Origin of the sequence: Marinobacter lutaoensis, assembly GCF_001981305.1 — a bacterium.
Classification (GTDB): domain Bacteria; phylum Pseudomonadota; class Gammaproteobacteria; order Pseudomonadales; family Oleiphilaceae; genus Marinobacter; species Marinobacter lutaoensis.
On sequence record NZ_MSCW01000005.1, the window covers coordinates 357219 to 380064 of the forward strand.

The 22846-nt window shown below is 62.8% G+C and carries 17 protein-coding genes and 1 pseudogene; 1 reads left to right on the forward strand and 17 read right to left on the reverse strand.

The window, feature by feature from the left end; translation table 11 throughout:
- Positions 1–102 precede the first annotated feature (102 nt).
- Positions 103–1179 carry a 3-deoxy-7-phosphoheptulonate synthase gene (locus BTO32_RS07915; RefSeq protein WP_076724078.1) on the forward strand — a complete coding sequence of 359 codons (1077 nt, stop codon included), beginning with the start codon at positions 103–105 and terminating at the stop codon, positions 1177–1179.
- A 14-nt stretch (positions 1180–1193) separates the two neighbouring features.
- Here BTO32_RS07915 and cobA read toward each other — a convergent pair.
- The 17 genes and pseudogenes from cobA to asd all read right to left on the reverse strand — a co-directional run.
- Positions 1194–2033, reverse strand: a pseudogene (cobA, locus tag BTO32_RS07920) (uroporphyrinogen-III C-methyltransferase); the annotation flags it as partial.
- 14 nt (positions 2034–2047) lie between these two features.
- Positions 2048–3322, reverse strand: a complete 1275-nt coding sequence (gene serS / locus BTO32_RS07925) for a serine--tRNA ligase (RefSeq protein ID WP_076724080.1) — start codon at positions 3320–3322, stop codon at positions 2048–2050.
- Positions 3323–3406: 84 nt separating this feature from the next.
- Positions 3407–4744, reverse strand: a complete 1338-nt coding sequence (locus BTO32_RS07930; RefSeq protein ID WP_076724081.1) for a replication-associated recombination protein A — start codon at positions 4742–4744, stop codon at positions 3407–3409.
- Positions 4744–5397: an outer membrane lipoprotein periplasmic chaperone LolA gene (gene lolA / locus BTO32_RS07935; protein WP_076724082.1), complete on the reverse strand. Its 654-nt coding sequence runs from the start codon at positions 5395–5397 to the stop codon at positions 4744–4746. The genes BTO32_RS07930 and lolA overlap by 1 nt, the downstream gene beginning before the upstream one ends.
- 9 nt (positions 5398–5406) lie before the next feature.
- On the reverse strand, positions 5407–7983 hold the full coding sequence (locus BTO32_RS07940) for a DNA translocase FtsK (RefSeq protein WP_076724083.1): 2577 nt from the start codon (positions 7981–7983) through the stop codon (positions 5407–5409).
- 23 nt (positions 7984–8006) lie between these two features.
- Positions 8007–9230, reverse strand: coding sequence for an O-succinylhomoserine sulfhydrylase (locus BTO32_RS07945; RefSeq protein ID WP_076724084.1), 1224 nt, complete (start codon positions 9228–9230; stop codon positions 8007–8009).
- Positions 9231–9260: 30 nt separating this feature from the next.
- Entirely contained in the window at positions 9261–10787 is a 1527-nt protein-coding gene (gene purF, locus BTO32_RS07950) for an amidophosphoribosyltransferase (RefSeq protein WP_076724085.1), read from the reverse strand.
- Positions 10788–10823: 36 nt separating this feature from the next.
- On the reverse strand, positions 10824–11384 hold the full coding sequence (locus BTO32_RS07955; RefSeq protein WP_076724086.1) for a CvpA family protein: 561 nt from the start codon (positions 11382–11384) through the stop codon (positions 10824–10826).
- 80 nt (positions 11385–11464) lie between these two features.
- On the reverse strand, positions 11465–12145 hold the full coding sequence (locus tag BTO32_RS07960; protein ID WP_076724087.1) for an SPOR domain-containing protein: 681 nt from the start codon (positions 12143–12145) through the stop codon (positions 11465–11467).
- A gap of 107 nt (positions 12146–12252) precedes the next feature.
- Positions 12253–13548, reverse strand: a complete 1296-nt coding sequence (gene folC / locus BTO32_RS07965; protein WP_076724088.1) for a bifunctional tetrahydrofolate synthase/dihydrofolate synthase — start codon at positions 13546–13548, stop codon at positions 12253–12255.
- Complete coding sequence (gene accD / locus BTO32_RS07970; protein WP_076724089.1) at positions 13532–14458, reverse strand: acetyl-CoA carboxylase, carboxyltransferase subunit beta; 927 nt, start codon at positions 14456–14458, stop codon at positions 13532–13534. The genes folC and accD overlap by 17 nt, the downstream gene beginning before the upstream one ends.
- A gap of 40 nt (positions 14459–14498) precedes the next feature.
- Positions 14499–15311 carry a tryptophan synthase subunit alpha gene (gene trpA / locus BTO32_RS07975; RefSeq protein WP_076724090.1) on the reverse strand — a complete coding sequence of 271 codons (813 nt, stop codon included), beginning with the start codon at positions 15309–15311 and terminating at the stop codon, positions 14499–14501.
- Positions 15312–15330: 19 nt separating this feature from the next.
- Positions 15331–16539 carry a tryptophan synthase subunit beta gene (trpB, locus tag BTO32_RS07980; protein ID WP_245820306.1) on the reverse strand — a complete coding sequence of 403 codons (1209 nt, stop codon included), beginning with the start codon at positions 16537–16539 and terminating at the stop codon, positions 15331–15333.
- Positions 16532–17161, reverse strand: coding sequence for a phosphoribosylanthranilate isomerase (locus BTO32_RS07985; protein ID WP_076724092.1), 630 nt, complete (start codon positions 17159–17161; stop codon positions 16532–16534). The genes trpB and BTO32_RS07985 overlap by 8 nt, the downstream gene beginning before the upstream one ends.
- A complete protein-coding gene (gene truA, locus BTO32_RS07990) occupies positions 17158–18066 on the reverse strand; it encodes a tRNA pseudouridine(38-40) synthase TruA (protein ID WP_076724093.1) in 909 nt (302 codons plus the stop codon). The genes BTO32_RS07985 and truA overlap by 4 nt, the downstream gene beginning before the upstream one ends.
- 98 nt (positions 18067–18164) lie before the next feature.
- Complete coding sequence (locus tag BTO32_RS07995; protein WP_076724094.1) at positions 18165–21296, reverse strand: FimV/HubP family polar landmark protein; 3132 nt, start codon at positions 21294–21296, stop codon at positions 18165–18167.
- 312 nt (positions 21297–21608) lie between these two features.
- A complete protein-coding gene (gene asd, locus BTO32_RS08000; RefSeq protein WP_076724095.1) occupies positions 21609–22724 on the reverse strand; it encodes an aspartate-semialdehyde dehydrogenase in 1116 nt (371 codons plus the stop codon).
- Between the last annotated feature and the right edge of the window lie 122 nt (positions 22725–22846).

Consider the following 22846-nt stretch of genomic DNA (forward strand, 5'->3'; position numbering starts at 1 on the left):
AAAAGGCCCCTCAAATAACGCAGTATAACCAACTCGCCGGGGTTCGCGACACGCGCCGCCGGCGCTGCGATGACTCGATAAGAACCTGGGAAGCACAACGACATGTCGGCGAAGAAACTCGAAGATCTGAATGTGGCCAGCACGGAAACGCTCATCACCCCACAGGCGCTGAAGCAGGAAATGCCGCTCTCAGACGCAGCAGCGGAGACCGTGGCCCGGAGTCGGCAGGCGATTTACGACATCATGGACCGCAAGGACCATCGTCTGTTTCTGGTGGTCGGCCCCTGCTCCATTCATGACGTGGACGCGGCCCGCGACTACGCCGGGCGCCTGAAAAAACTCGCCGATGAAGTCAGCGACACCCTCCTGCTGGTCATGCGGGTATACTTCGAGAAGCCCCGGACCACCGTGGGCTGGAAAGGGCTGATCAACGATCCGCACCTGAACGACACCTTCGACATCGAGCAGGGGCTTCACATTGGCCGGCGCCTGCTGCTGGACATCAATGAGATGGGGCTGCCGGCCGCCACCGAGGCACTGGACCCGATTTCGCCCCAGTACCTGCAGGACACCATCGCCTGGTCCGCCATTGGTGCCCGGACCACGGAGTCCCAGACACACCGGGAAATGAGCAGTGGCCTGTCCATGGCCATCGGATTCAAGAACGGTACCGACGGCAGTCTCGATGTCGCCGTCAACGCGATGAAATCCGTCTCCCATCCCCACAGTTTTCTCGGCATCAATCAGGAAGGCCAGGTGGCCATCATCCGAACCAAAGGCAATCACTACGGCCACGTGGTGCTGCGGGGCGGTGGCGGCAAGCCGAACTACGATTCGGTAAGCGTGGCGCTGTGTGAGCAAGCGTTGGAGAAAGCCGGACTGCGCAAGTCCATCATGGTGGACTGCAGCCACGCCAACTCCAACAAGGATCCGGCGATCCAGCCGCTGGTCCTGCAGGACATCACGCACCAGATTCTCGAAGGCAACACGTCGATTCAGGGGCTGATGATCGAGAGCAACATTCACTGGGGCAACCAGCCGATTCCGGAAAACCTGGCCGATCTGAAGTACGGGGTTTCGGTAACCGATGCCTGCATTGACTGGCCAACCACCGAAAAAGCCATTCTGGAAATGCGGGACAAGCTGCGCAAGGTATTGCCCCGGCGGATCCAGGGCTGACGGAAGGGGCGGCCCTAGAGGCCGCCATTCGGCAGACCGGCCACCCAGTCCAGCTTGTTTCTCAAGGCCACCACCGGGCCGATGATCACCAGCGTCGGTGCTTTTACCTGCTCCTGGTCCACCCGGTCGACGATGGTCTCCAGGGTGCCAGTTACGATGTGCTGCTCCGGGGTCGTCCCCCTGGAAATCAGGGCCACCGGCATGTCCCGTTCCATACCGTGTCGTATCAGCTCCCGGGCAATGATGGGCAGCCCCACCAGCCCCATGTAGAACACCAGGGTCTGATGGTTCTGCACGAAGTCCCGCCAAGGCAGATTGCAGGAGTCATCCTTCAGGTGGCCGGTGACGAAGCGCACCGACTGGGCATAGTCCCGGTGCGTCAACGGAATGCCGGCATAGGCAGCGCAACCGGAGGCCGCTGTGATTCCAGGTACCACCTGAAAACGGACGCCGGCGGCGGCCAGGGTCTCAATCTCTTCCCCTCCCCGACCAAAAATGAACGGGTCGCCGCCCTTGAGGCGCACCACTCTCAGTCCCTGCCGGGCCAGATCCACCAGCTGCTGGTTGATCTGGTCCTGCGGCAGAGTGTGGTTTGAGCGCTGCTTGCCCACATGAATCTTACGCGCGGAGTCCGGCACCAGGGAGAGAATTTCCGGGGATACCAGGCGGTCATACAGAACCACGTCCGCCGCCTGAATCAGGCGCAGCGCCTTGATCGTGAGCAGCTCCGGGTCGCCCGGCCCCGCGCCCACCAGAGCGACCTCTCCCGCCGAGCTGTTTGGATTTTCGGTGACCGGGTTGGCCTGGTTCCGGGCCGGTGCGGGACGCGCCGGAATGCCCTGTTCAAGGGCAGGCGCCGGGTGTTGTTTCATTGGATTCGCTCAAGGCCTCCCATGTACGGCCGCAGCACCTCGGGAATCACGATGCTGCCGTCGGCCTGCTGGTAATTCTCCATGACCGCAATCAGAGCACGGCCCACCGCCAGGCCCGAGCCGTTGAGGGTATGAACGGGCTCGGGCTTGCCGGTTTCCGGGTTACGCCAGCGAGCTTGCATTCTTCGTGCCTGAAAATCCCGAGTGTTGGAACAGGAAGAAATTTCCCGGTATTTGCCCTGCCCCGGCAACCAGACCTCCAAATCGTAGGTTTTGGCCGCGGAAAAGCCCATGTCGCCACCGCACAGGGCTACCACGCGGTATGGCAGTTGCAGCAGCTGCAATACCTTCTCCGCGTGGCCGGTCAGGGCTTCCAGGGCCGCCTCGGACTCTTCCGGGCGCACCACGTGCACCAGTTCCACCTTGTCAAACTGGTGCTGCCGGATCATGCCTCGGGTATCCCGGCCATAGGAGCCCGCCTCGCTGCGGAAGCAGGGAGTATGGCAGACCAGCCTCAGCGGCAGTTCATCGGCATCGAGAATGGTATTGGCAACCAGGTTGGTGGCCGGAACCTCGGCGGTGGGGATCAGGTACAGCGGATGCTCCCCCCCGGTTCGGAACAGATCTTCCTCGAATTTCGGCAGCTGGCCGGTGCCGTACAGGGTATCGGCGTTGACCAGATACGGCACATAGGCTTCCGTATAGCCGTGCTCGGAGGTGTGCAGATCGAGCATGAACTGGGCCAGGGCCCGGTGCAGCCGCGCGACCGCGCCGCGCATGACCACGAACCGGGAGTGAGCGAGACGGCTGGCAGTCTCGAAGTCCATCCCCTTGAGCCCTTCGCCGAGGGACACATGGTCACGCGGCTCGAAGTCGAAGGCACGCGGTTCGCCCCAGCGCCGGATCTCGACATTGTCGTCCTCGTCCCGGCCCTCGGGCACATCGTCGTCCGGCAGGTTGGGGATACCCGCCAGGAACGCATTCAGCTCCTCCTGCAGCCGACGCAGTTCGTCCTCGGCCTCCGCCCGCTGTTTCTTCAGGTTCTCCACCTCATCCAGAAGCGGCTGGATGTCTTCACCGGCAGCCTTGGCCTTGCCGATCATTTTGGAGCGTTTGTTCTGTTCGCTCTGCAGGCTCTCGGTCCGCACCTGGATCGCGCGGCGGCGCTCCTCCAGTTGCTCGAAGGTGGCGGTATCAAACTCGAAATTCTTGACGGCCAGCCGGCGGGCGATGTCTTCTGTCTGGGTACGGACGCGTTTGGGATCGAGCATGGTAGTCCTGGTTTTTCCGGTTTGCATTGTGAATGGAGATGCCGGCCATTATACCCGCACGAACGGCGGAGACTACCGTCGGGCTCAGGTATAGCGCTTGCGCGGGCTTTCCTGGTTGAGCGTATCCAGGCGCTGACGCTTTTCCGCAAGCTTGATCTCCAGGCCACGGTTCACCGGCTCGTAATAGCGGCGGCCGTGGATGGCTTCCGGCAGGTAGGATTCCCCCGCAGCGAAGGCCCCAGGCTCGTCGTGGGCGTAGCGATAGCTCTCGCCGTGCCCCATGGACTTGAGCAGCTGGGTGGGCGCGTTGCGCAGGTGTACCGGCACCTCGTAGTCCGGGTCCTGGCGAATATCGGCCATGCACTGGTTGAAGGCCTTGTACACGGCGTTGCTCTTGGGTGCCAGCGCCAGGTAGGTGACCGCCTGGGCCAAGGCCAGCTCCCCTTCGGGCGAGCCCAACCGCTCCTGGGCGTCCCAAGCGTCCAGGCTGAGTCGCAGCGCCCGGGGATCGGCATTGCCGATGTCCTCGCTGGCGATGCGCACCAGGCGGCGGGCCACGTACAGCGGATCGCATCCGCCATCGAGCATGCGGCACAACCAGTACAGGGCGCCGTCCGGATCGGAGCCGCGCACCGACTTGTGCAGCGCCGAAATCTGGTCGTAGAACACGTCGCCACCCTTGTCGAAACGGCGCAGACTGGTTTGCATCACCTGCTCCAGCACCGCCTCCGTCACCTGATTCCGGCCGTCGGGACCCGGCTCGGCCAAGTCCGCCGCCACCTCAAGGATATTGAGGGCCCGTCGGGCATCGCCACCGGCCGCTGAGGCAATCATCGCCTGCACCGGTTCCGGAACCTCCAGCTGGCCGGCGAACCCCCGTGGCGAAACCAGGGCCCGGGTCAGCAACTGGCGTAAGTCGCCCTCCTCCAGATGCTTCAGGACGTACACACGGGTCCGGGAAAGCAGGGCGCTGTTGAGTTCGAAGGAGGGGTTCTCGGTGGTGGCTCCGACAAAAATAAAGGTGCCGTCCTCGATGTGAGGCAGGAAGGCGTCCTGCTGGCTTTTGTTGAAGCGGTGCACCTCATCGACAAACAGCAGGGTATCCCGCCCTTCCGACTGCTTGCGGTGGCGAGCCCGGTCGACGGCAGCCCGGATGTCCTTGACACCACTGAGCACCGCCGACACCGTCTCGAAACTCAGATGCCCCACCGTCGCCAGCAGACGAGCGAAAGTGGTCTTGCCGACACCGGGCGGTCCCCACAGGATCATCGAATGCAGCTGCCCCTGTTCCAGGGCCCGGCGCAGGGGCTTGCCCGGGCCAACCAGGTGGGCCTGGCCGACGTATTCGTCCAGGGACGTTGGCCGCATCCGCGCAGCCAGTGGCTGGAAGCCCTCGGAGTCCTGGAACAGGCTGTCCTGCATCAGGCACCGTCCCGGATGATGTCCACGTCCTTGGGATACTCGAGAGAAAACTCGGTGTTCTCCAGGGGCGCATTGAGACGAATGTGGTCAAAACTGAGAATGCTCAGCTGCGACAGCGAATCCTTCATGCGCATTTCCTGCAGCTCACCCTGGAAAAATGTCAGTCGCAGGGATACGAAGAGGGAATCCGGGCTGCGGGGCTCCAGGGTGAACTCCCGGGTGTCGTTACCCAGCCGCCGTTCACTGACCCGGTAGGTTTCGTCCAGGTTGTCCACCTCGCCACTGAGCAACAGCGCGGGCGTGGCCTGGACCTGGTCGTCGAGGGTGTGGATGGTGACCTGTTCCAGATCGGGATCGTACACCTCCACCTGATGGCCATCACTGACGATGAACTGGGCCATGGGTTCCCGGGTTTCCCAGTAAAACAGGCCCGGCCGCTTGGCCTTCAGCTGGCCCCGGGTTTCCTGAACCCGGCTGCCCGTCTCGTTCACCACCACCTGGATGAACTGTGCCTGATAGGATTCGTAGCCCTTGAGCAGCGTCGCCAGCTGCTCCGCCGCCTCGCGGCTATCCGTTTCCGCCGAGCTGGCCGGAGTGCTGATCCAGGCCAGGGCCAGAACGGCCAATACCATTCGCCAAAAAACTGTATTCATAGGTTGCTCCTAGTCTCGCGGCGGCGGTGGGGCGAGAACCTCTCGGGTGCCATTGTGCCCCGGCGGACTGACCACGCCCGATGCCTCCATCGCCTCCACCAGATTCGCCGCCCGGTTGTAACCGATCTTGAACTTACGCTGGACCGATGAAATCGACACCCGGCGGCCCTGGGTCACAAACGCCACCGCCTCGTCGTACAAGGCATCGCCCTCGCTGTCGCCACCTCCGTCATTGAGGTTGGGTACTCCCGGCAGACTCTCACCCTCGGCCCCGTTGAGCACGTCATCGACATACTCCGGCTCGCCCCGGGCCTTCCAGGCACTGACCACGCGGTGGACCTCATCATCATCGACAAAGGCACCGTGCACCCGAACCGGCAGTCCGGAGCCCGGTGGCAGGTAGAGCATGTCACCGTGCCCCAGCAGCTGCTCCGCGCCCCCTTGGTCAAGAACGGTACGGGAGTCGATCTTCGAGGACACCTGGAACGAGATACGGGTCGGGATGTTCGCCTTGATCAGGCCGGTGATCACATCCACCGACGGCCGCTGGGTGGCCAGGATCAGGTGGATCCCCGCTGCCCGCGCCTTCTGGGCGATGCGGGCAATGAGCTCCTCCACCTTCTTGCCGACGATCATCATCATGTCGGCAAATTCGTCGATGACCACCACAATGAACGGCAGGGTGTCCAGTTCAGGGCGGTTCTGTTCGTCGTTGTCGAGGTAGTCATCCGGCTGCCAGAACGGATCCAGGATCGGCTCGCCCGCTTCCCGGGCCTCCTTGACCTTACGGTTGTATCCGGCAATGTTACGGACGCCGAGATTGGCCATCAGCCGGTAACGCCGCTCCATTTCCGCCACGCACCAGCGGAGCGCGTTGGCCGCTTCCTTCATGTCGGTGACCACCGGTGCCAACAGGTGGGGGATGCCGTCGTAGATGCTCAGCTCCAGCATCTTCGGATCGACCATGATGAAACGAACCTCATCCGGCGAAGCCTTCAGTAACATGCTCAGCAGCATGGCATTGACCCCCACCGACTTACCGGAACCGGTGGTGCCCGCCACCAGCAAGTGAGGCATCTTGGCCAGGTTGGCCACCACAGGGTTGCCGCCAATGTCGTTGCCCAACGCCAGGGTCAGCGGCGAGGCACTTTCGGTGAACACCCGGGCCCCCAGAACCTCCGACAGGCGGACGATCTCCCGGCGTTCATTGGGAATCTCGATACCCACCACCGACTTGCCCGGTATGACTTCCACCACCCGGACGCTGAGCACCGCCAGAGAACGAGCCAGGTCCTTGGCCAGATTGGAAATCTTGCTGACCTTGACACCCGGGGCCGGCTTGATTTCAAAACGGGTGATCACTGGGCCGGGGTTGACCTCGACCACTTCCACCGAAACCCCGAAATCCGCGAGTTTCTCCTCCAGCAGCCGCGACATGTGTTCCAGCGACTCCTCGGAGTACCCCTTTTCCTTGTGTTCCTCGGGCGGGTCCAGCAGGGAAATCGGCGGGATCGGACTTTCAATGTCCTCAAGTAGCGAGCCCTGGCGGGTCTTTTTATCCGCTCCGTCCGCCGGCGGTGCCTCCTTCTTGAACGGCGAAATCTTGAATGAACGCCCCGAACCGGCCGCCGGTTGGCCGGCCGGGTTCGGTGTCTTCCGGGGCCTGGCCGGAGCCTCGTCCCGAGCGCTCAGTTTTTCCAGTGCCACGGGTTCAGCCACGGGCGCTGCCGACAACCCTTCCAGGGCGGGCTCCCGGCGCTCCCTGGCGACCGGGGCCCGTTCAGCCTTGTCGCCCCGCAATCCCGGCAGCTTGCGCCACCAGGATGTGCGGGTACCGGAGGCCGACGGCGCTTCGTCCACCCGGTCCGTCACCACCGGAGGCTCCTTGGCCTTGGGCGCGGGACGGGGCGGCGGCTCCTGAGCGTTCCCTGCCGGTTTGCGCTGGCGCTGCACCAGCGCCCTCGCCCCGGTCACCAGACGCAGCGTCAGGGCCCCGACCTGATCCATCAGCCAGAACCAGGACAGGCCGGTGGTCACCGTCAGGGCAAACAGGAAGATGGCGATCAGCAACAGGGTTGTGGCCGGCAGATTGAAGAAGCGGACCATCGCCTCGGAAACCGAGGTGCCGAGAACGCCGCCGGAGGAGGCGCCCAGCCCAAACACCGAATACAGGGACAACAAGCTGGTGGCGGACAGCAAGATCAGGAGAAAACCACCGAAACGCATCAGAAACAGCGGCCAGTGCAGGTCCAGCGGATCGTGGCGGCGGCGGATCAGCATGACGGCGTAACCAGCCACCATCATTGGGAAGAGATAGGCGACCTGACCAAAGAAGTCCATCAACAAGCTGGCCAGCCAAGCCCCGGTGCGTCCCGCGTAGTTGTGGACGGTGGTGTCGTGACCAATGCTGGCCCAGCCGGGGTCGCTTGGGGTGAAGGTGGCCAGCGCCATGGTCAGGTAGATGGCCAAGGCGATCAGGGCAATCAGGGCGCCTTCGCGGGCGCCCTGGGCAACCAGGCGCCGAAAACGCTGCTGTTTTTCCGTGAGTTCCTTCGGTGCTTTTTTCGCTTTTGCGGTTTCGGCCATGAATGCTCTGACGTTTCCGTTGGTTAACCGCCCAAGGCGGCGAAGCCTCGTCCGAGATCCGTTTTCAGGTCATCAATCGCCTCGATTCCCACCGAAAGACGGATCAGGTTTTCGGTGATGCCCGCGCGTGCCTTGTCCTCCGGCGACAAGCGCCCGTGGGTGGTGGTCGCCGGGTGCGTGATCGTGGTTTTCACATCGCCGAGGTTGGCGGTGATGGAAATCATCCGGGTTGCGTCAATAAAGCGCCAGGCTTCTTCCCGCCCTCCCCTGAGACGGAACGACACCACACCGCCGAACCCGTTCTGCTGCCGCTTTGCCAGCGCATGCTGGGGATGGCGTTCAAGACCGGCGTAATACACTGTTTCCACGCGGTTTTGCTGCTGCAGCCACTGCGCCAACTCTAGCGCATTGTCGCAGTGGGCGCGCATACGAATTGGTAAGGTTTCCAACCCCTTAAGGAACACCCAGGCATTGAACGGGCTCATGGTCGGTCCCGCCGAGCGGATGAACCCGTACACCTCGTCCATCAGCGCTCTCGGGCCAACCACCACGCCGCCGACGCAGCGGCCCTGACCGTCCAGGTACTTGGTGGCTGAATGGATGACGATATCCGCACCATGCTCCAAGGGCCGTTGCAGAACCGGTGTGCAGAAACAGTTATCCACCACCAGCAGCGCACCCTGGGCCTTTGCCAGCGCCGACAGTTGCGCCAGATCGGCCACTTCGCACAAGGGGTTGGACGGCGTTTCCAGGAACAGCATGCGCGTGTCCGGGCGCACGGCCGCGCGCCATGCCTCCATGTCCGTCAGGCTCACGAACGTGGTCTCCACGCCGAACCTGGCCAGGTATTTCTGGAACAGCACGTTGGTGGTGCCGAACACGCCCCGGGAACAAACCACGTGATCGCCGCTTTTCAGCAGGGCCATGCAGGTACTGAGAATAGCCGCCATGCCGGAGGCCGTGGCCACCGCCCGTTCGCCGCCCTCCATCGCAGCAATGCGCTGCTCGAAGGCCTGGACGGTGGGATTGGTAAAACGGGAATAGATGTTACCCGGCTCCTCCCCTCCGAACCGGGCCGCCGCCTGGGCGGCGCTGCCGTAGACAAAACTGGAGGTAGGAAAAATCGCGTCGCTGTGTTCCAGCTGATCGGTCCGGATCTGCCCTGCCCTCACCGCCAGGGTGTCGACGGACATGCCATCCAGGTCCGACTCCGGAATCCAGACCGTTTCTTCTCTGCGATACGTCATGGTTGTCTCCTGGGCCTGGCTGCCGACCGGTCAGTCTTCGTCGTTGTGAAGGTCGATGATGCCGTTGTCCGTCGAAGCGGTGGCTCCCTCCGGGCTCCGCTTTTCGTCCTTGCGAAGTTCTTCCAGCCGTTCCAGATACGCCTGGTCGACATCGCCGGTAATGTAGTCGCCGGTGAACACGGAGCATTCCCAACCCTCGATGTCGTCATTCACCTCGCTGACACAGGCGATCAGGTCATCCAGATCCTGGTACACCAGCCAGTCGGCGCCGATCAGCGCCCGAATTTCCTCGACGGTACGCCCGTGGGCGATCAATTCGTTGGCGGACGGCATATCGATGCCATACACGTTCGGGTAACGCACGGGCGGTGCAGCGGACGCAAAATACACCTTCCGGGCGCCGGCATCCCGGGCCATCTGAACGATTTCCCGGCAGGTGGTGCCTCGCACGATCGAGTCATCCACCAGCATGACGTTCTTGCCCCGGAACTCGAGATCGATGGGATTGAGCTTCTGGCGCACGGATTTCTTGCGCATCTTCTGGCCCGGCATGATGAAGGTCCGGCCGATGTAACGGTTCTTGATGAAGCCCTCACGGAACTTCACCCCCAGCCGGTGTGCCATCTGCATGGCGGATGTCCGGCTGGTGTCGGGAATCGGAATGACCACGTCGATGTCATGCTCCGGCCGTTCCCGCAGTATCTTTTCGGCCAGGGTTTCACCCATCCGCAGGCGCGCCTTGTATACGGACACCTGGTCCAGAATGGAATCGGGACGGGCGAAGTACACGTGCTCGAAGATGCAGGGATAAAGATGAGCATCGTCCGCGCATTGCTGGGTGTAGAGCGAACCGTCGGTCTCGATGTATACCGCCTCGCCCGGCGCGATGTCCCGGATCAGTTTGAAGCCAAGCGCGCTGAGCGCAACGCTTTCGGAGGCGATCATGTATTCCTTGCGACCATCTTCCGTCTCGCGCACGCCAAAGCAGGCCGGCCGGATGCCGTTCGGGTCGCGGAAACCGACGATGCCATAGCCGGTGATCATGGCGATGACGGCATAGGCACCCCGACAGCGTTTGTGCACGGCCTTGACGGCGTAGAAGATCTCATCCTTGGTAGGCACCAGCTTGCCGAGTTTCTGCAGCTCATGAGCGAACACGTTGAGCAGAACCTCGGAATCGGAGTTGGTGTTGATGTGGCGCAGATCGGTCCGGAACAGATCCTTGGCCAGCTCGTCGGCGTTGGTGAGGTTACCGTTATGGGCCAGGGTGATGCCGTAGGGGCTGTTCACATAGAACGGCTGGGCTTCAGCGGAACTGGACGTACCTGCGGTCGGATAGCGCACGTGCCCGATCCCGACGTTCCCGACCAGCCGGCGCATGTGCCGTGTGTGGAACACGTCCCGTACCAGACCATTGTCCTTGCGCAGATAGAAGCGATCGTCCTGAAAAGTCACAATGCCCGCAGCGTCCTGGCCCCGGTGCTGGAGAACGGTCAGCGCATCATAGAGCGCCTGATTGACGTTGGATGTACCGACGATGCCGACAATGCCACACATGGATAGGATCTTCTCCGAATAGTGATACTGAAAATGTTAGCGGGACGCGGACACGGGTTCCACGAATTCCTCGCCCCCCGGGGCGTTCGAGGCTTCGTCCGCGGGCCCGAGAAAACGGGCGAACTCGTCGCCGAAGGTACGGCGCGACCAGTCTTCCACCACCGACAGGTGGTCGATCATCACCGATTCCCGCCACCAGGTGTCCTGCGCCACCGGGGTGTAACGCAGGAAGGCGATCATCACCACGACCACCACCAATCCGCGGAGTAGACCGAAGCCCATGCCGAGAACCCGATCGGTGGCGGAGAGCCCGGTGGCGCGAATCAGGTGGCCCACCATGTTGTTGATGATCGCGCCGACGATCAGGGTGCCAAAAAACAGGATGGCAAAGGCCGCAATCAAGCGCACCAGGGGCGTTTCCACGGAGCTTTCGAGCAGCGCCTGCATCTGGGGGTGAAAGGTTCTGGCGATCAGGAAAGCGGCGACCCAGGTGACCAGGGAGAGAGCCTCCCTGACGAAGCCACGTTTGAGACTGATCAGCGTGGAAACCGCGATCAGGACAATGATGACCCAGTCAACCCAGATAAGCGCGTCCATGAACAACCCGATGGCGAGAGGAAAGCGCGAATTCTAACAGGAATCCCGCCGCCACCAAACCGCCACCGGCGCCGCGCCGGTCATTTTTCCCCTTCGGTAACCAGGCTATTGAGCTTGAAGGCGTCATCCAGCGCCTTTTTTGCGGCTTCCGCTTCATTACGGGTGGCGAAGGGACCACTGAACACCCGGGTCAGCGTGGTGTCGCCCCGGGTCACCTGCTGCAGGTGAGAACCGTAGCCCTTGGCGCGCACCTCATCACGAAGACGACGGGCGTTGTCGGGGTTGCCAAAACTGCCCAGCTGGACCACCCAGGCACCGGCCAGGGAGCGGCGGTACTCTTCGGTTTCCGGCGCTTCCGCCGGCGTGGCTGGTGCCGCGGCGGCCGGTTCGGAGGCCGCCGGAGTGACCGGCATGGACGGTTCCCCGCCAGTCGGGGCGGCCGGCTCGTCGGTGGGTGCGGACACCTGAGCGGCGGGCTCATCGCCACTCTCCAGGATACGGTAGGCTGGCGCCGCGGACGTTTCGGGCGCTTCCGCCGTCAGGTCGGGAACCGGCTGCTCCGAGCCCCCCGTTTCGTACCGGGGCGGCTCGGGCATGGCATCCGTCGACACGTCGACCTCCGGGAACGGAGGCTCCTCGGGAATCGGAATGGGCGAGGAAACCCGTTCGGAATGGGGCTCGTCAAAAATCATCGGTACAAAGATGACCGCCAGGGAAACCAGCACCAGCGCTCCGATGATTCGTTGCTTCAGTCCGTCCACGCGTCGACTCCCATCAACCTTCGATTCGTCGCGGTCAAGCCGCTACCGATGATAGTAATTCCCTGCCTTCGAGAACTCAAAGACAAACCCGGAGCTATGGACAAAGTTTAAGGCACGCCGGACACCAGCACAGCCCGGGCTTCGGCCACCGTAAAAAAGGAGCCGAACACCACCACAACCCCATCCTCGCCAGCCGCAGCTTTCGCCGCCGCCAGGGCATCGGCCACGGAGTCATGCCCCCGCCCGGTCACACCGGCGGCCGCCAGGCGTGCACTAAGGTCCGCCAATGCCAGCCCACGGGGAACCGCAAGCGGCGCCAGATGCCATTCCGACACCACCGGCGCCATCCGCAGGGCCACCCCTTCCACGTCCTTGTCCGCCAGGGCCGCGTACACGGCGATCACCTTGCGCGGCGGTCCCGGCAGATCCCGAACACGCCCCGCCAGCCAGCCTGCGGCATGGGGATTGTGCCCCACGTCCACGTACACCGGCGGAGCCTCCCCCAACCGTTCAAAGCGACCGGCAACCCTCACGCGCGCCAGCACGGACTCCAGGGTGGACGGAGGCAACTCCGGCTCCAGGCGGTGTACCGCCACGGCGGCGGCCGCCAGGCTCTTCACCGGCAAGGGCCCAGCCGGCAAGCTCAAACGCAACGACTGATACTGCAGATACACGGCCCCACCCTCGTGACGGATCTCATAGTCACGTCCCAGCAGCGCCAGGGCCACCCGCTGGGCAGCCGCCTGCTGGAGCACCGAGCGGGGCGGGTCATCGTCGGCGTAGATCGCCGGAATCCCCGGCCTCAGAATCCCGGCCTTCTCGAAACCGATGGTTTCGCGGTCATGCCCCAGGAAATCGGCATGATCGATATCGACGGAGGCAATCACCGCCAGATCCGCATCCAGCACGTTGACTGCGTCCAGGCGACCACCCAGCCCCACCTCGAGGATCCAGTCTTCCACGCCTGCCTCGGCGAATGTCACGAACGCGGCTAAGGTACCGAACTCGAAATAGGTCAGCGACACCGCCCCCCGTGCCTGCTCCACCCGCTCGAAGGCACGGATCAGCGTGGCGTCGTCGATGTCGTTGCCGTCGATGCGTATCCGCTCGTTATAGCGATGCAGATGCGGCGAGGTGTAGGCCCCGGTCCTGCGCCCGGCGGCCTGCAGCAGAGCTTCCAGCGCGGCAACGGTGCTGCCCTTGCCGTTGGTGCCGGCAACGGTGATGATTCGTCCCGCAGGCTTGTGGGGAAACAGCCGACGCAGTACCAGAAGTACCCGGTCGAGGCCGAGATCAATACCGATGGGATGGATGGATTCGAGATAGGCGAGCCATTGCTCAAGAGAGGCACCGACCCCGGGGGCAACCGGGGCCGGTCGGCCGGAATCAGGGTGCGACGGCATCGTCTTCAGGCTTCTCCGTCACTTCAAACTTGATGGGTTCCTCGGTACCCGGCTTTTCCTGCCCCGTGAACTTGGCCAGCAGGTGAGCAATGCGCTCACGCAGATGGTGACGGTGCAGAATCATGTCGATGGCACCGTGCTCCAGCAGGAACTCACTGCGCTGGAAACCTTCCGGCAGCTTTTCCCGCACCGTCTGTTCGATGACCCGGGGCCCGGCGAACCCGATCAGGGCGTACGGCTCGGCGATGTTCAGGTCGCCCAGCATCGCCAGACTCGCGGACACGCCGCCGAACACCGGGTCGGTCATCACAGAAATGTACGGAATGCCCTCCTGCTTCAGGCGCTCCAGCACAGCGGCAGTTTTAGACATCTGCATCAGCGACAGAATGGCTTCCTGCATCCGGGCTCCGCCACTGGCAGAGAAACAGACCAGTGGAATACGGTCACGCAGGGCAACGTTGGCGGCCTGTACGAATTTCTCGCCAACCACCTGGCCCATGGAGCCCCCCAGGAAATTGAACTCGAAAGCACACGCCACCAGCGGCACGCCCATGGTGGTCCCTTTGATCGCGACCAGGGCATCTTTTTCGCCCGTTGCTTTCTGTGCCTGAGCCAACCGGTCCTTGTAGCGTTTGCTGTCCTTGAACTTCAGGCGGTCCCAGGGTTCCAGCTCGGCCGCGATTTCCTCGCGCCCGTCCGGGTCCAGAAAAATATCCAGGCGGCGCCGGGCGGATACCCTCAGGTGGTGATTGCACTTGGGACACACGTCCAGGTTCTTCTCAAGCTCCGGTTTGTACAGAAACGCCCCGCACTTGGGACATTTTTTCCAGAGCCCTTCGGGAACACCGGTCCTCTGCCTGGATTCCGAGCGAATCTTGCTCGGCATGATCTTGTCCAACCAGCTACTCATGATTCTGTCCTGTCCTTTGAAGCCTGGCCCGCCCCTGCCCTCAGGAAGCAAGACTGTCCAGGGCTTCGCGCATCGGGTTGAGCAGATTGGTCAGAGCCCGCTTCAGCTCCACTCTATCTGCTTGGTGTCGGGCTATTGTATCGACCAGTACACTGCCAACAATTACACCATCGGATACCCGGCCGATCGCCGCCGCCGTGGCCGCGTCCCGAATGCCGAAGCCCACGCCCACCGGCAGGGCCGTCAGCTCATGGATGTGCGCCACCTTTCTGGCAACCTCGTCAACATCAATGGTCGCCGCGCCGGTGACACCCTTGATGGAAACATAGTACACATAGCCGGAAGAGTGCTCGCTGATTGCCCGGATGCGCTCGTCCGTGGTGGTGGGCGCCAGCAGGAAAATCGGATCCAGGCCGCGCTTGGCGAACAGAGGAGCCACATCCTCCGCCTCCTCCGGGGGCAGGTCGACGGTCAGTACCCCGTCCACCCCGGCATCCGCCGCCGCGTCCGCGAACGCCTCATAGCCCATGGCCTCGATCGGGTTCAGGTACCCCATCAGTACCACCGGGGTCTTGTCATCCTGGCTGCGGAACGTATGGACCATGTCCAGCACCTGACGGAGGGAGGTGCCGTACCGGAGCGCGCGCTCGCAGGCCAGCTGGATGACCGGGCCGTCCGCCATAGGGTCGGAAAATGGCACCCCCAGTTCAATGATGTCGGCGCCGGCGTTCACCAGGGTATGCATCAGCTCGACCGTGGCATCCGGATGCGGATCGCCGGCAGTGATGTATGGAATCAGCGCCTTCCGGCCCTGCCCCTTGAGGGCCTTCAGTACCCCTTCGATTCGGCTCATGCGTGTTCCCCGTCCTTACTCAGATCTCAATGCCATCGATTTGGGCGATGGTGTGGATGTCTTTGTCGCCCCGGCCGGACACGTTGATTACCAGCATCTGGTCTTTGTCCATCCGGGCAGCCAGCTTGACGCCGTAGGCCACCGCGTGAGCGGATTCCAGTGCCGGCATGATGCCTTCCACCCGGGTCAGCAACCGGAATCCTTCCAGGGCCTCATCGTCGGTGACAGACACATAGTTGGCGCGGCCAATGTCTTTGAGCCAGGCATGCTCGGGCCCGACCCCGGGGTAGTCCAGACCAGCGCTGACCGAATGGGTTCCGATGATCTGGCCGTTTTCGTCCTCCATCAGGTAGGTGCGGTTGCCATGCAGCACCCCCGGCCGACCGGCGCACAGGGGGGCCGCGTGCTGGCCGCTCTCAAGACCCAGGCCACCGGCCTCGACGCCGTAGAGAGCGACCTGCTCTTCGGTGAGGAAGGGATAGAACATGCCAATGGCGTTGGAACCACCACCCACGCAGGCCACCAGCGCATCCGGCAGCCGGCCGGCCTTTTCCATCGCCTGGCGGCGGATCTCACGGCCGATCACCGACTGAAAATCCCGCACCAACAGAGGATAGGGGTGAGGTCCGGCCACCGTACCGATGATGTAGAAGGTGTCGTCGACGTTGGTCACCCAGTCCCGCATGGCGTCGTTCATGGCGTCCTTGAGGGTCCGGGTACCGCTCTCCACAGCATGCACCTGGGCACCCAGCAATTTCATCCGGTACACGTTCAGGGACTGGCGCTGGACATCCTCGGCACCCATGAACACGTGACATTCAAGGCCCAGACGGGCACACACGGTGGCGGTGGCGACGCCATGCTGGCCGGCACCGGTCTCGGCGATGATCCGCTTCTTACCAAGGAAGCTGGCCAGCAATGCCTGCCCGATCGTGTTGTTCACCTTGTGCGCGCCGGTATGGTTCAGGTCTTCCCGCTTAAGCCAGATCTGCGCACCCCCGGTTTCCCGAGTCAGGCGCTCCGCGAAATAGAGGGGGCTTGGGCGCCCCACGTAATCAGCCAGATCCTGATCAAAACGTGCCTGAAAATCCGGATCCTCCCGCAGGCGCAGATACTCACGCTCCAGGGTCATCAGGGAATCCATGAGGGTTTCGGACACGAACCGTCCGCCAAAGGCACCGAAGTGCCCCCGGGCATCCGGGAGCGCTTTCAGCATTTCTTCAGTCAGCTTTACAGACACGGTGAACCTCTTTGATGAAATCAGAAAGTTTCTGGATATCCTTGATGCCCTTGCGGCATTCCACACCACCGCTGACATCGACGGCCCAGGGTCTGACCTCCGACACGGCGCGAGCTACGTTATCAGATGACAGACCACCGGCCAACACAAGGGGCAACGGCCGGCGTTGCGGGATCAGGGCCCAGTTGAAGGACTGACCGGTGCCGCCATACCGGTCCGGGACCCAGGCATCCACCAGCAGCCCGGAAGCCTGGCGATAGGCTTCGAACGCCGCCTCGATCTGACCACCGTCCCGTACCCGGATCGCCTTGATCCAGCGCCGCCCGAACTGCTGGCAGAAGGCAGCCGGCTCATCTCCGTGAAACTGCAACACATCAAGGGGAACCTGATCCAGCACCGTTCGCACCCAGGCCGGCTCCGGATTCACGAACAGGCCCACCACGGTTACGAACGGCGGGACCGCGCGGACCAGCTCGGCGGCCTGCCGGGGGGAGACGGATCGTGGGCTGGGCTCGTAAAAGACGAATCCTAGGGCATCGGCGCCGCAGCTTACGGCGGCGGAAACATCCTCCGGGCGGGTCAGTCCGCAGATTTTGACTCGCGTGGTCATACCGTGTGCCTGGGCTGCTTGACATGAATGTGCGTGGGTTCGATCGGCCGGTTCACGTCCGCCTCGAACCAGGGACGGACAAACGCGGGGCCACAGTTGGCGGCCGGGATACCGTATTGCTTGGGATACCCGACATCAACCAGGTACAAGCCGTCCGGTGGTGCCGTGACACCGGCCAGGCGACGGTCCCGCGCGCGCAGGACCTCCGCTACCCAGGCCACCGGCTGCTTGCCACTGCCCACCGCCATCAGGGCCCCGGCGATATTGCGTACCATGTGATGCAGGAAAGCGTTGGCCTGGACGTCGATCACCACGAATGCCCCCTGGCGCTTCACCGAAATGCATTCCAGGAAGCGTACCGGAGTTCGCGACTGGCAGCCAGCGGCGCGAAACGAGGTGAAGTCATGTTCGCCCACCAGCGCCTGGGCCGCCGCGTGCATGCGTTCGGCATCCAGGGGCCGGAAAGTCCAGCTCACTTGGCCCCGGAGAATTCCCGGTCGTACCGGGTGGTTGTAGATGACATAGCGATAGCGGCGGTACAGCGCGGAAAAGCGGGCATGGAAATCATCCAACCCCTGCCCTGCCCAATGGACCGAAATGTCGTCCGGCAGCGCGGTGTTGATCCCCATGACCCAGGATCTCAAGTTCCGGATGGCGCCAGTTTCGAAATGGGCAATCTGGTAACTGGCATGAACCCCGGCATCGGTTCGGCCGGCACAGACCAGTTCGACCGGGTGCGCCGCTACCTTCGCGACTGCGGCGGCCAGCTCGCCTTCCACGGAACGAACACCGGATTTCTGCATCTGCCAGCCGTGGAACCCGCGGCCATCGTATTCGAAGGCAAGGACAACCCGGCCCTGGCCAATGGCATTGTCTGTGGTGAGTGCTTGGGCTTCTAGGAACAAGGAGGCGGTCCAAAAATCCTGCTACAAAAACAAAGCGCCGGCAGGCCCGATAACTCCGGGTGCCGGCGCTCGCTGCCTGACGGTCCGATTATAACGAATCAGGACAGATTTTTAAGGAGATCCTGGGCTTCGGCTTTTTGTTCCTCATTGCCTTCCAGGGCGACCTCCTCAAGGATGTCGCGGGCGCCTTCGCTGTCGCCCATCTCGATATAGGCCCGGGCCAGGTCCAGCTTGGTGGCGGCTTCGTCGGTACCGGCCAGGAAACTGAAATCGTCCTCATCCCCCAGAGCCTCCTCGTCGATATCCGGCACGGCTTCGGGAGTCGACGGCACCGAATCAATGGCTTCGGAGGCCACCGGAACCTCGTCTTCCGGAATTTCGTCCCCGGACGTTTCCAGTGCATCCTCCAGACCAAGCTCTTCGTCCAGAGACGGATCCTCGGCCGCCGGGACTTCCGACGATTCATCCTCGGACACCTCGGAAAATTCTTCCATCAGCGCCAGGTCCTCGTCGGACACATCCAGCTCCAGCTCGTCCAAGGGCGACTCCTCGCTGGCTGCGTCCGCCAGGGCTTCGTCCTCGTCGGCGGCTTTGTCCAACTCGGCGTCCAGTTCGTCCAGGAAGGACTCATCCAGACCTTCCAGCTCCGACTCCAGGCTGCCAGTATCGTCCCCGCCGTCCGTCGCCTCCATGTCTTCGAGATCCAGGGTCAGATCGTCGTCCGCCGGCAGTTCCAGTTCTTTGTCGCCAGATTCATCCTCCGGAAGATCGAACGATTCAAGCGCGGCAAGCTCTTCCTCCGGCAGTTCGAGATCGGCGGAGCCGTCGTCCTCCCCGGTTTCATCAAGTTCGAAGTCGATGCCGAGATCGTCTTCGGCAAGGCTTTCTTCCTCTTGATCCCCCTGGTCGATCAGAGCTTCGTCGGACGCGGCGGCATCCTCCTCCGCGTCCAGCGACGGCAGATCGAACTCAATCATTTCATCCCGGTCATCGGCCTTCGGGGTGTCGGCGTCAGCCTCGGCCATTTCCTGAAGGTCGCTGTCCTCCATTTCCAGGTCGGACGCAAACTCGCCGAACTCGTTTTCAAGCTCTTCTTCGCTGCCAGCCTCGAAGGTATCGGCCAGCAGTTCATCCGACAGCGGCTCGGCCGGTGTTTCTGCCCCGAAACCGCGATCCTCCCCGCTGGCGAATGCATCGGAACGGAGTTCGGATTCGAGATCGTCGATGCTCGGCATGGATTCGGCTTCTTCCAGACGCGCCTTCAACGCATTGGCCTGCTCCAGGGCGTCCTCGTCGTCCAGTGCCTCAATTTCGCCCAGCTGCTTCTCGAACGACTCACGGTCCTGGCTGTCGGCGTATATGCCCAGCAGTTTCAAGCGCAGATCGGTCCGGCTGGGTTCCCTGGAAATGGCTTCCTCCAGGACCTGAGCCGCCTGTTCCAGCTGGCCGAAGGCAACGTAGGAGTCCGCTTCGTCCAGAGCATCACGCGGGTTTTCAGCGGCCTCCGGGGCCTCTTCGTCGAGGGTCAGGTCAAAAGTGTCTGACTCATCAGCCGGCTCGTTGTTGAGCTGTTCGTAAAACGCCTTTTCCCGGTTGGCGTTGCGCCGTGCCAGCAGCAACAGCAGCAACAGCAAGACGATCAGGCCGCCCCCCAGGGCGATCTGGTACATGGGGTTGCTGACGATCAGGTCGATCACATTGCCAGGGAAGCCCTTCTCCGCAGCCGGTTTCGGCGCAGGCGCCGCCGGCTTCGCTGGCTCGGCTGCCGGCGCCGGTTCGCCGGCATCGCTGGAAGGCGCGCTGGCTGCCTGCGGTTCCGCTGCCTCCATGGGCTCGGTCTTGCCGCCGGCATCCGCCGGCTCGGCCTTGTTTCCGGTAGCCATGTCGGTGCCAGCGTCGCCGGCAGATTCCGGAGCAGAACTCTCTTCCGGTGCCATGGTGACGTCGGCCGCCATGGCATCAGCAGCCGGCTCGGCCGGTGCTCCCGGTTCCGCACCTTCCCCGGCATCGCCTTCAGCCGGCATGGCGGCGTCGGCGGCCATCGTGGTGGCGTCGGGCGTTTCCGGGGTCGCCGGCATTTCGCCAGCAGCATCGGTCGCGGCCTGATCACCCGCCATACGCTGCAGATCGGCGAGCTGGCTGTTCTTGAGTTCGAGCAGCCGCTGCAAGGTCTCCACCTGATCCTGCAGGTCCTCCAGACGACTGTTCAGCTCCGCGTTCTCGCGACAAGCGCTTTCCAGTTCTTCCATCACCACCGCAGTGCCGGCATCGACGCCCCCCGGAAGCTGGCTGTCCCCGCCGGCGGAGCCGCCTTCCTGGGCATCACGGCCACCCTCGTTGTCCGCGACCAGCAGTTTGAGTTCGGCCTCCCCCCCGGTCGTCGCGGTGGGTGCCGGAGCGGAGCGACCGGTGGCGGTGGCATCAACGGTGCGGCGGGACGCTTCGAATGCCTCATTCTGCCGGGCCACCTGGCGCACAGCTTCGGCCCGACTGCGCCGCTGGATGTCTTCAAGGGAGGGAACCCGAAGCACTTCGCCCCGTTTCAGGCGGTTGATATTGCCGCCCATGAAAGCATCGGGATTCAAGTCCTGTATCGCCAGCATGACCTGCTGCATGGATACACTGTCGTTCGGACGCACCCGGGAGGCGATGGTCCAAAGGGTATCGGAAGGCCCGGTCGGGCCGATGGTGGAACGGCTATAGCCGGATGACAGGCTACCTTCGGCCGCCGCCTGGCGGCGCACCGATTCCTGGCTCCGGGATCGGACCGCCGGAGCGGTTTCAGCAACCGATGGTGCCGATACCGACTCAGCCAGACCCGAGCGCTCGGCGTAGACAGGCGGATCCACCAGCACCGCGTACTCACGCATCAAACGGCCGCTCGGCCAGGTCAACTCGAGCAGAAAGTTCAAATACGGCTCGCGCAGCGGTTCCCGGGAGGAAACATTGACGACCAGATTGCCATCGGAGCCGGTGACAACCTCGAAACGGAGCTTGCTGAGAAACTGATTGCGGCTCAGCCCGACACGTTCGTAGGCGGACTGAGGTGCGATATTGACAAAGACATCCCCGGGACTGATCCCCCGACTCTGGGTCAGGGCAATTTCCGCGTCCAGCGGCTCGTTCAGGTAGGACTGAAGTTCAATTTCCCCCAGCCCAAGGGCCTGTGCGACGCCGGAACCGAGCCCACCCGCAAGAGCGAGGGCAACCGCAAGCTTGCGTACCTTCATGCTTTTTCCTTTCCAGTCTCCGTTAGCGTTACTGCTTTCCTAAAACAGAATCGGACGAGGTTGGATGACTTTCGTCTGGGTAATCTGATTTTATTATGTCGTGATTTTAATATTTGGTTCCGGAAGTATTGTTGATATAAGCCGTTTTATCAATCAATCAGCCGCACACCTTGTACCATTTTTTTATCTATCGGCCGGAACTTCCTAGCATCCTTGAAAATAACAGGGGCGGAGGCTGAAATCAGCCTCCGCCCCTGGCCGGCATGCGAAAACCGGACACAGTTGGCATTACCAGGCCGGAAGGGCCATGGTTCAGCACTCCTGGAGGATGCGGAGCATCCGGCGCAGCGGCTCAGCCGCGCCCCAGAGCAGCTGATCACCCACGGTGAATGCCGAGATGTATTCCGGGCCCATGGCAAGCTTGCGGATGCGACCGATGGGGATACTCAGCGTACCGGTCACCTTGGCCGGTGTCAGCTCGGTCATGGTCGCCTCCCGTTCGTTGGGCACCACCTTCACCCAGTCGTTCGCCTGCGCCAGGATCGCCTCGATCTCGCTCACCGGCAGGTCCTTGCGCAATTTGATGGTCAGCGCCTGACTGTGAGAGCGCATCGCGCCAATGCGAACACAGATGCCGTCAATGGGAATCGGGTTACCGGAGCGGCCGAGGATCTTGTTGGTTTCCACGCCCGCCTTCCACTCTTCCCGGCTCATGCCGTTATCGAGCTGCTTGTCGATGAACGGGATCAGGCTGCCGGCCAGGGGAACACCGAAGTGGTCCGTCGGGAAGTCGCCGGAACGCAGGGTCTCGGTGACCTTGCGGTCGATCTCGAGGATCGCGGACGCCGGATCGTCAAGCTCGGCCCGGACACTGTCTCGCAGCGCCCCCATCTGGTTGAGCAGCTCGCGCATGTTCTGGGCGCCGGCGCCGGAGGCGGCCTGATAGGTCATCGGAGAAACCCATTCGATCAGGTCCTGCTCCAGCAGACCGCCCAGAGCCAGCATCATCAGGCTGACGGTGCAGTTACCGCCGATGAAATCCTTGACGCCCCGGCTCAGGGCCGCGTCGATGACCTTGCGGTTGACCGGGTCCAGCACGATTACGGAATGGTCGGCCATTCTCAGGGTGGAGGCGGCGTCGATCCAGTAGCCCTGCCAGCCGGCATCGCGCAGCCTGCCATACACGTCGGTGGTGTAATCGCCCCCCTGGCAGGTCACGATCACGTCCATGCCTTTCAGGGTATCGATGTCGAAGGCATCCTGCAGTACAGGCACCCCGGGCTTGCCGACGTCCGGGGCCGGTTTTCCGGTCTGGGACGTTGAAAAGAAAACCGGCTCGATGTCGGCAAAATCGTTTTCTTCACGCATGCGCTGCATGAGGACAGAGCCCACCATGCCGCGCCAACCTACTAGTCCAACTCGCTTCATGCGACTTTTGAACCTCGTTGCATTTGTGCCCGCCCATTGCCGTTGTCGCTGGCAGGGACGGGATGGATGATCCCGCGGCAACCGCATCCTGTTACCGTCGGGTTTCAAACGCCTGGACCGGG

What these genes read in the sequence shown, in the direction of transcription:
- trpA (WP_076724090.1), bottom strand. Translation starts at nt 15,311, where the DNA reads ATGAGCCGAATCGAAGGGGTACTGAAGGCCCTCAAGGGGCAGGGCCGG.
- purF (WP_076724085.1), bottom strand. Translation starts at nt 10,787, where the DNA reads ATGTGTGGCATTGTCGGCATCGTCGGTACATCCAACGTCAATCAGGCG.
- serS (WP_076724080.1), bottom strand. Translation starts at nt 3,322, where the DNA reads ATGCTCGATCCCAAACGCGTCCGTACCCAGACAGAAGACATCGCCCGC.
- BTO32_RS07915 (WP_076724078.1), top strand. Translation starts at nt 103, where the DNA reads ATGTCGGCGAAGAAACTCGAAGATCTGAATGTGGCCAGCACGGAAACG.
- folC (WP_076724088.1), bottom strand. Translation starts at nt 13,548, where the DNA reads ATGCCGTCGCACCCTGATTCCGGCCGACCGGCCCCGGTTGCCCCCGGG.
- BTO32_RS07930 (WP_076724081.1), bottom strand. Translation starts at nt 4,744, where the DNA reads ATGCAGGACAGCCTGTTCCAGGACTCCGAGGGCTTCCAGCCACTGGCT.
- lolA (WP_076724082.1), bottom strand. Translation starts at nt 5,397, where the DNA reads ATGAATACAGTTTTTTGGCGAATGGTATTGGCCGTTCTGGCCCTGGCC.
- accD (WP_076724089.1), bottom strand. Translation starts at nt 14,458, where the DNA reads ATGAGTAGCTGGTTGGACAAGATCATGCCGAGCAAGATTCGCTCGGAA.
- BTO32_RS07995 (WP_076724094.1), bottom strand. Translation starts at nt 21,296, where the DNA reads ATGAAGGTACGCAAGCTTGCGGTTGCCCTCGCTCTTGCGGGTGGGCTC.
- BTO32_RS07985 (WP_076724092.1), bottom strand. Translation starts at nt 17,161, where the DNA reads ATGACCACGCGAGTCAAAATCTGCGGACTGACCCGCCCGGAGGATGTT.
- BTO32_RS07955 (WP_076724086.1), bottom strand. Translation starts at nt 11,384, where the DNA reads ATGGACGCGCTTATCTGGGTTGACTGGGTCATCATTGTCCTGATCGCG.
- asd (WP_076724095.1), bottom strand. Translation starts at nt 22,724, where the DNA reads ATGAAGCGAGTTGGACTAGTAGGTTGGCGCGGCATGGTGGGCTCTGTC.
- BTO32_RS07945 (WP_076724084.1), bottom strand. Translation starts at nt 9,230, where the DNA reads ATGACGTATCGCAGAGAAGAAACGGTCTGGATTCCGGAGTCGGACCTG.
- BTO32_RS07940 (WP_076724083.1), bottom strand. Translation starts at nt 7,983, where the DNA reads ATGGCCGAAACCGCAAAAGCGAAAAAAGCACCGAAGGAACTCACGGAA.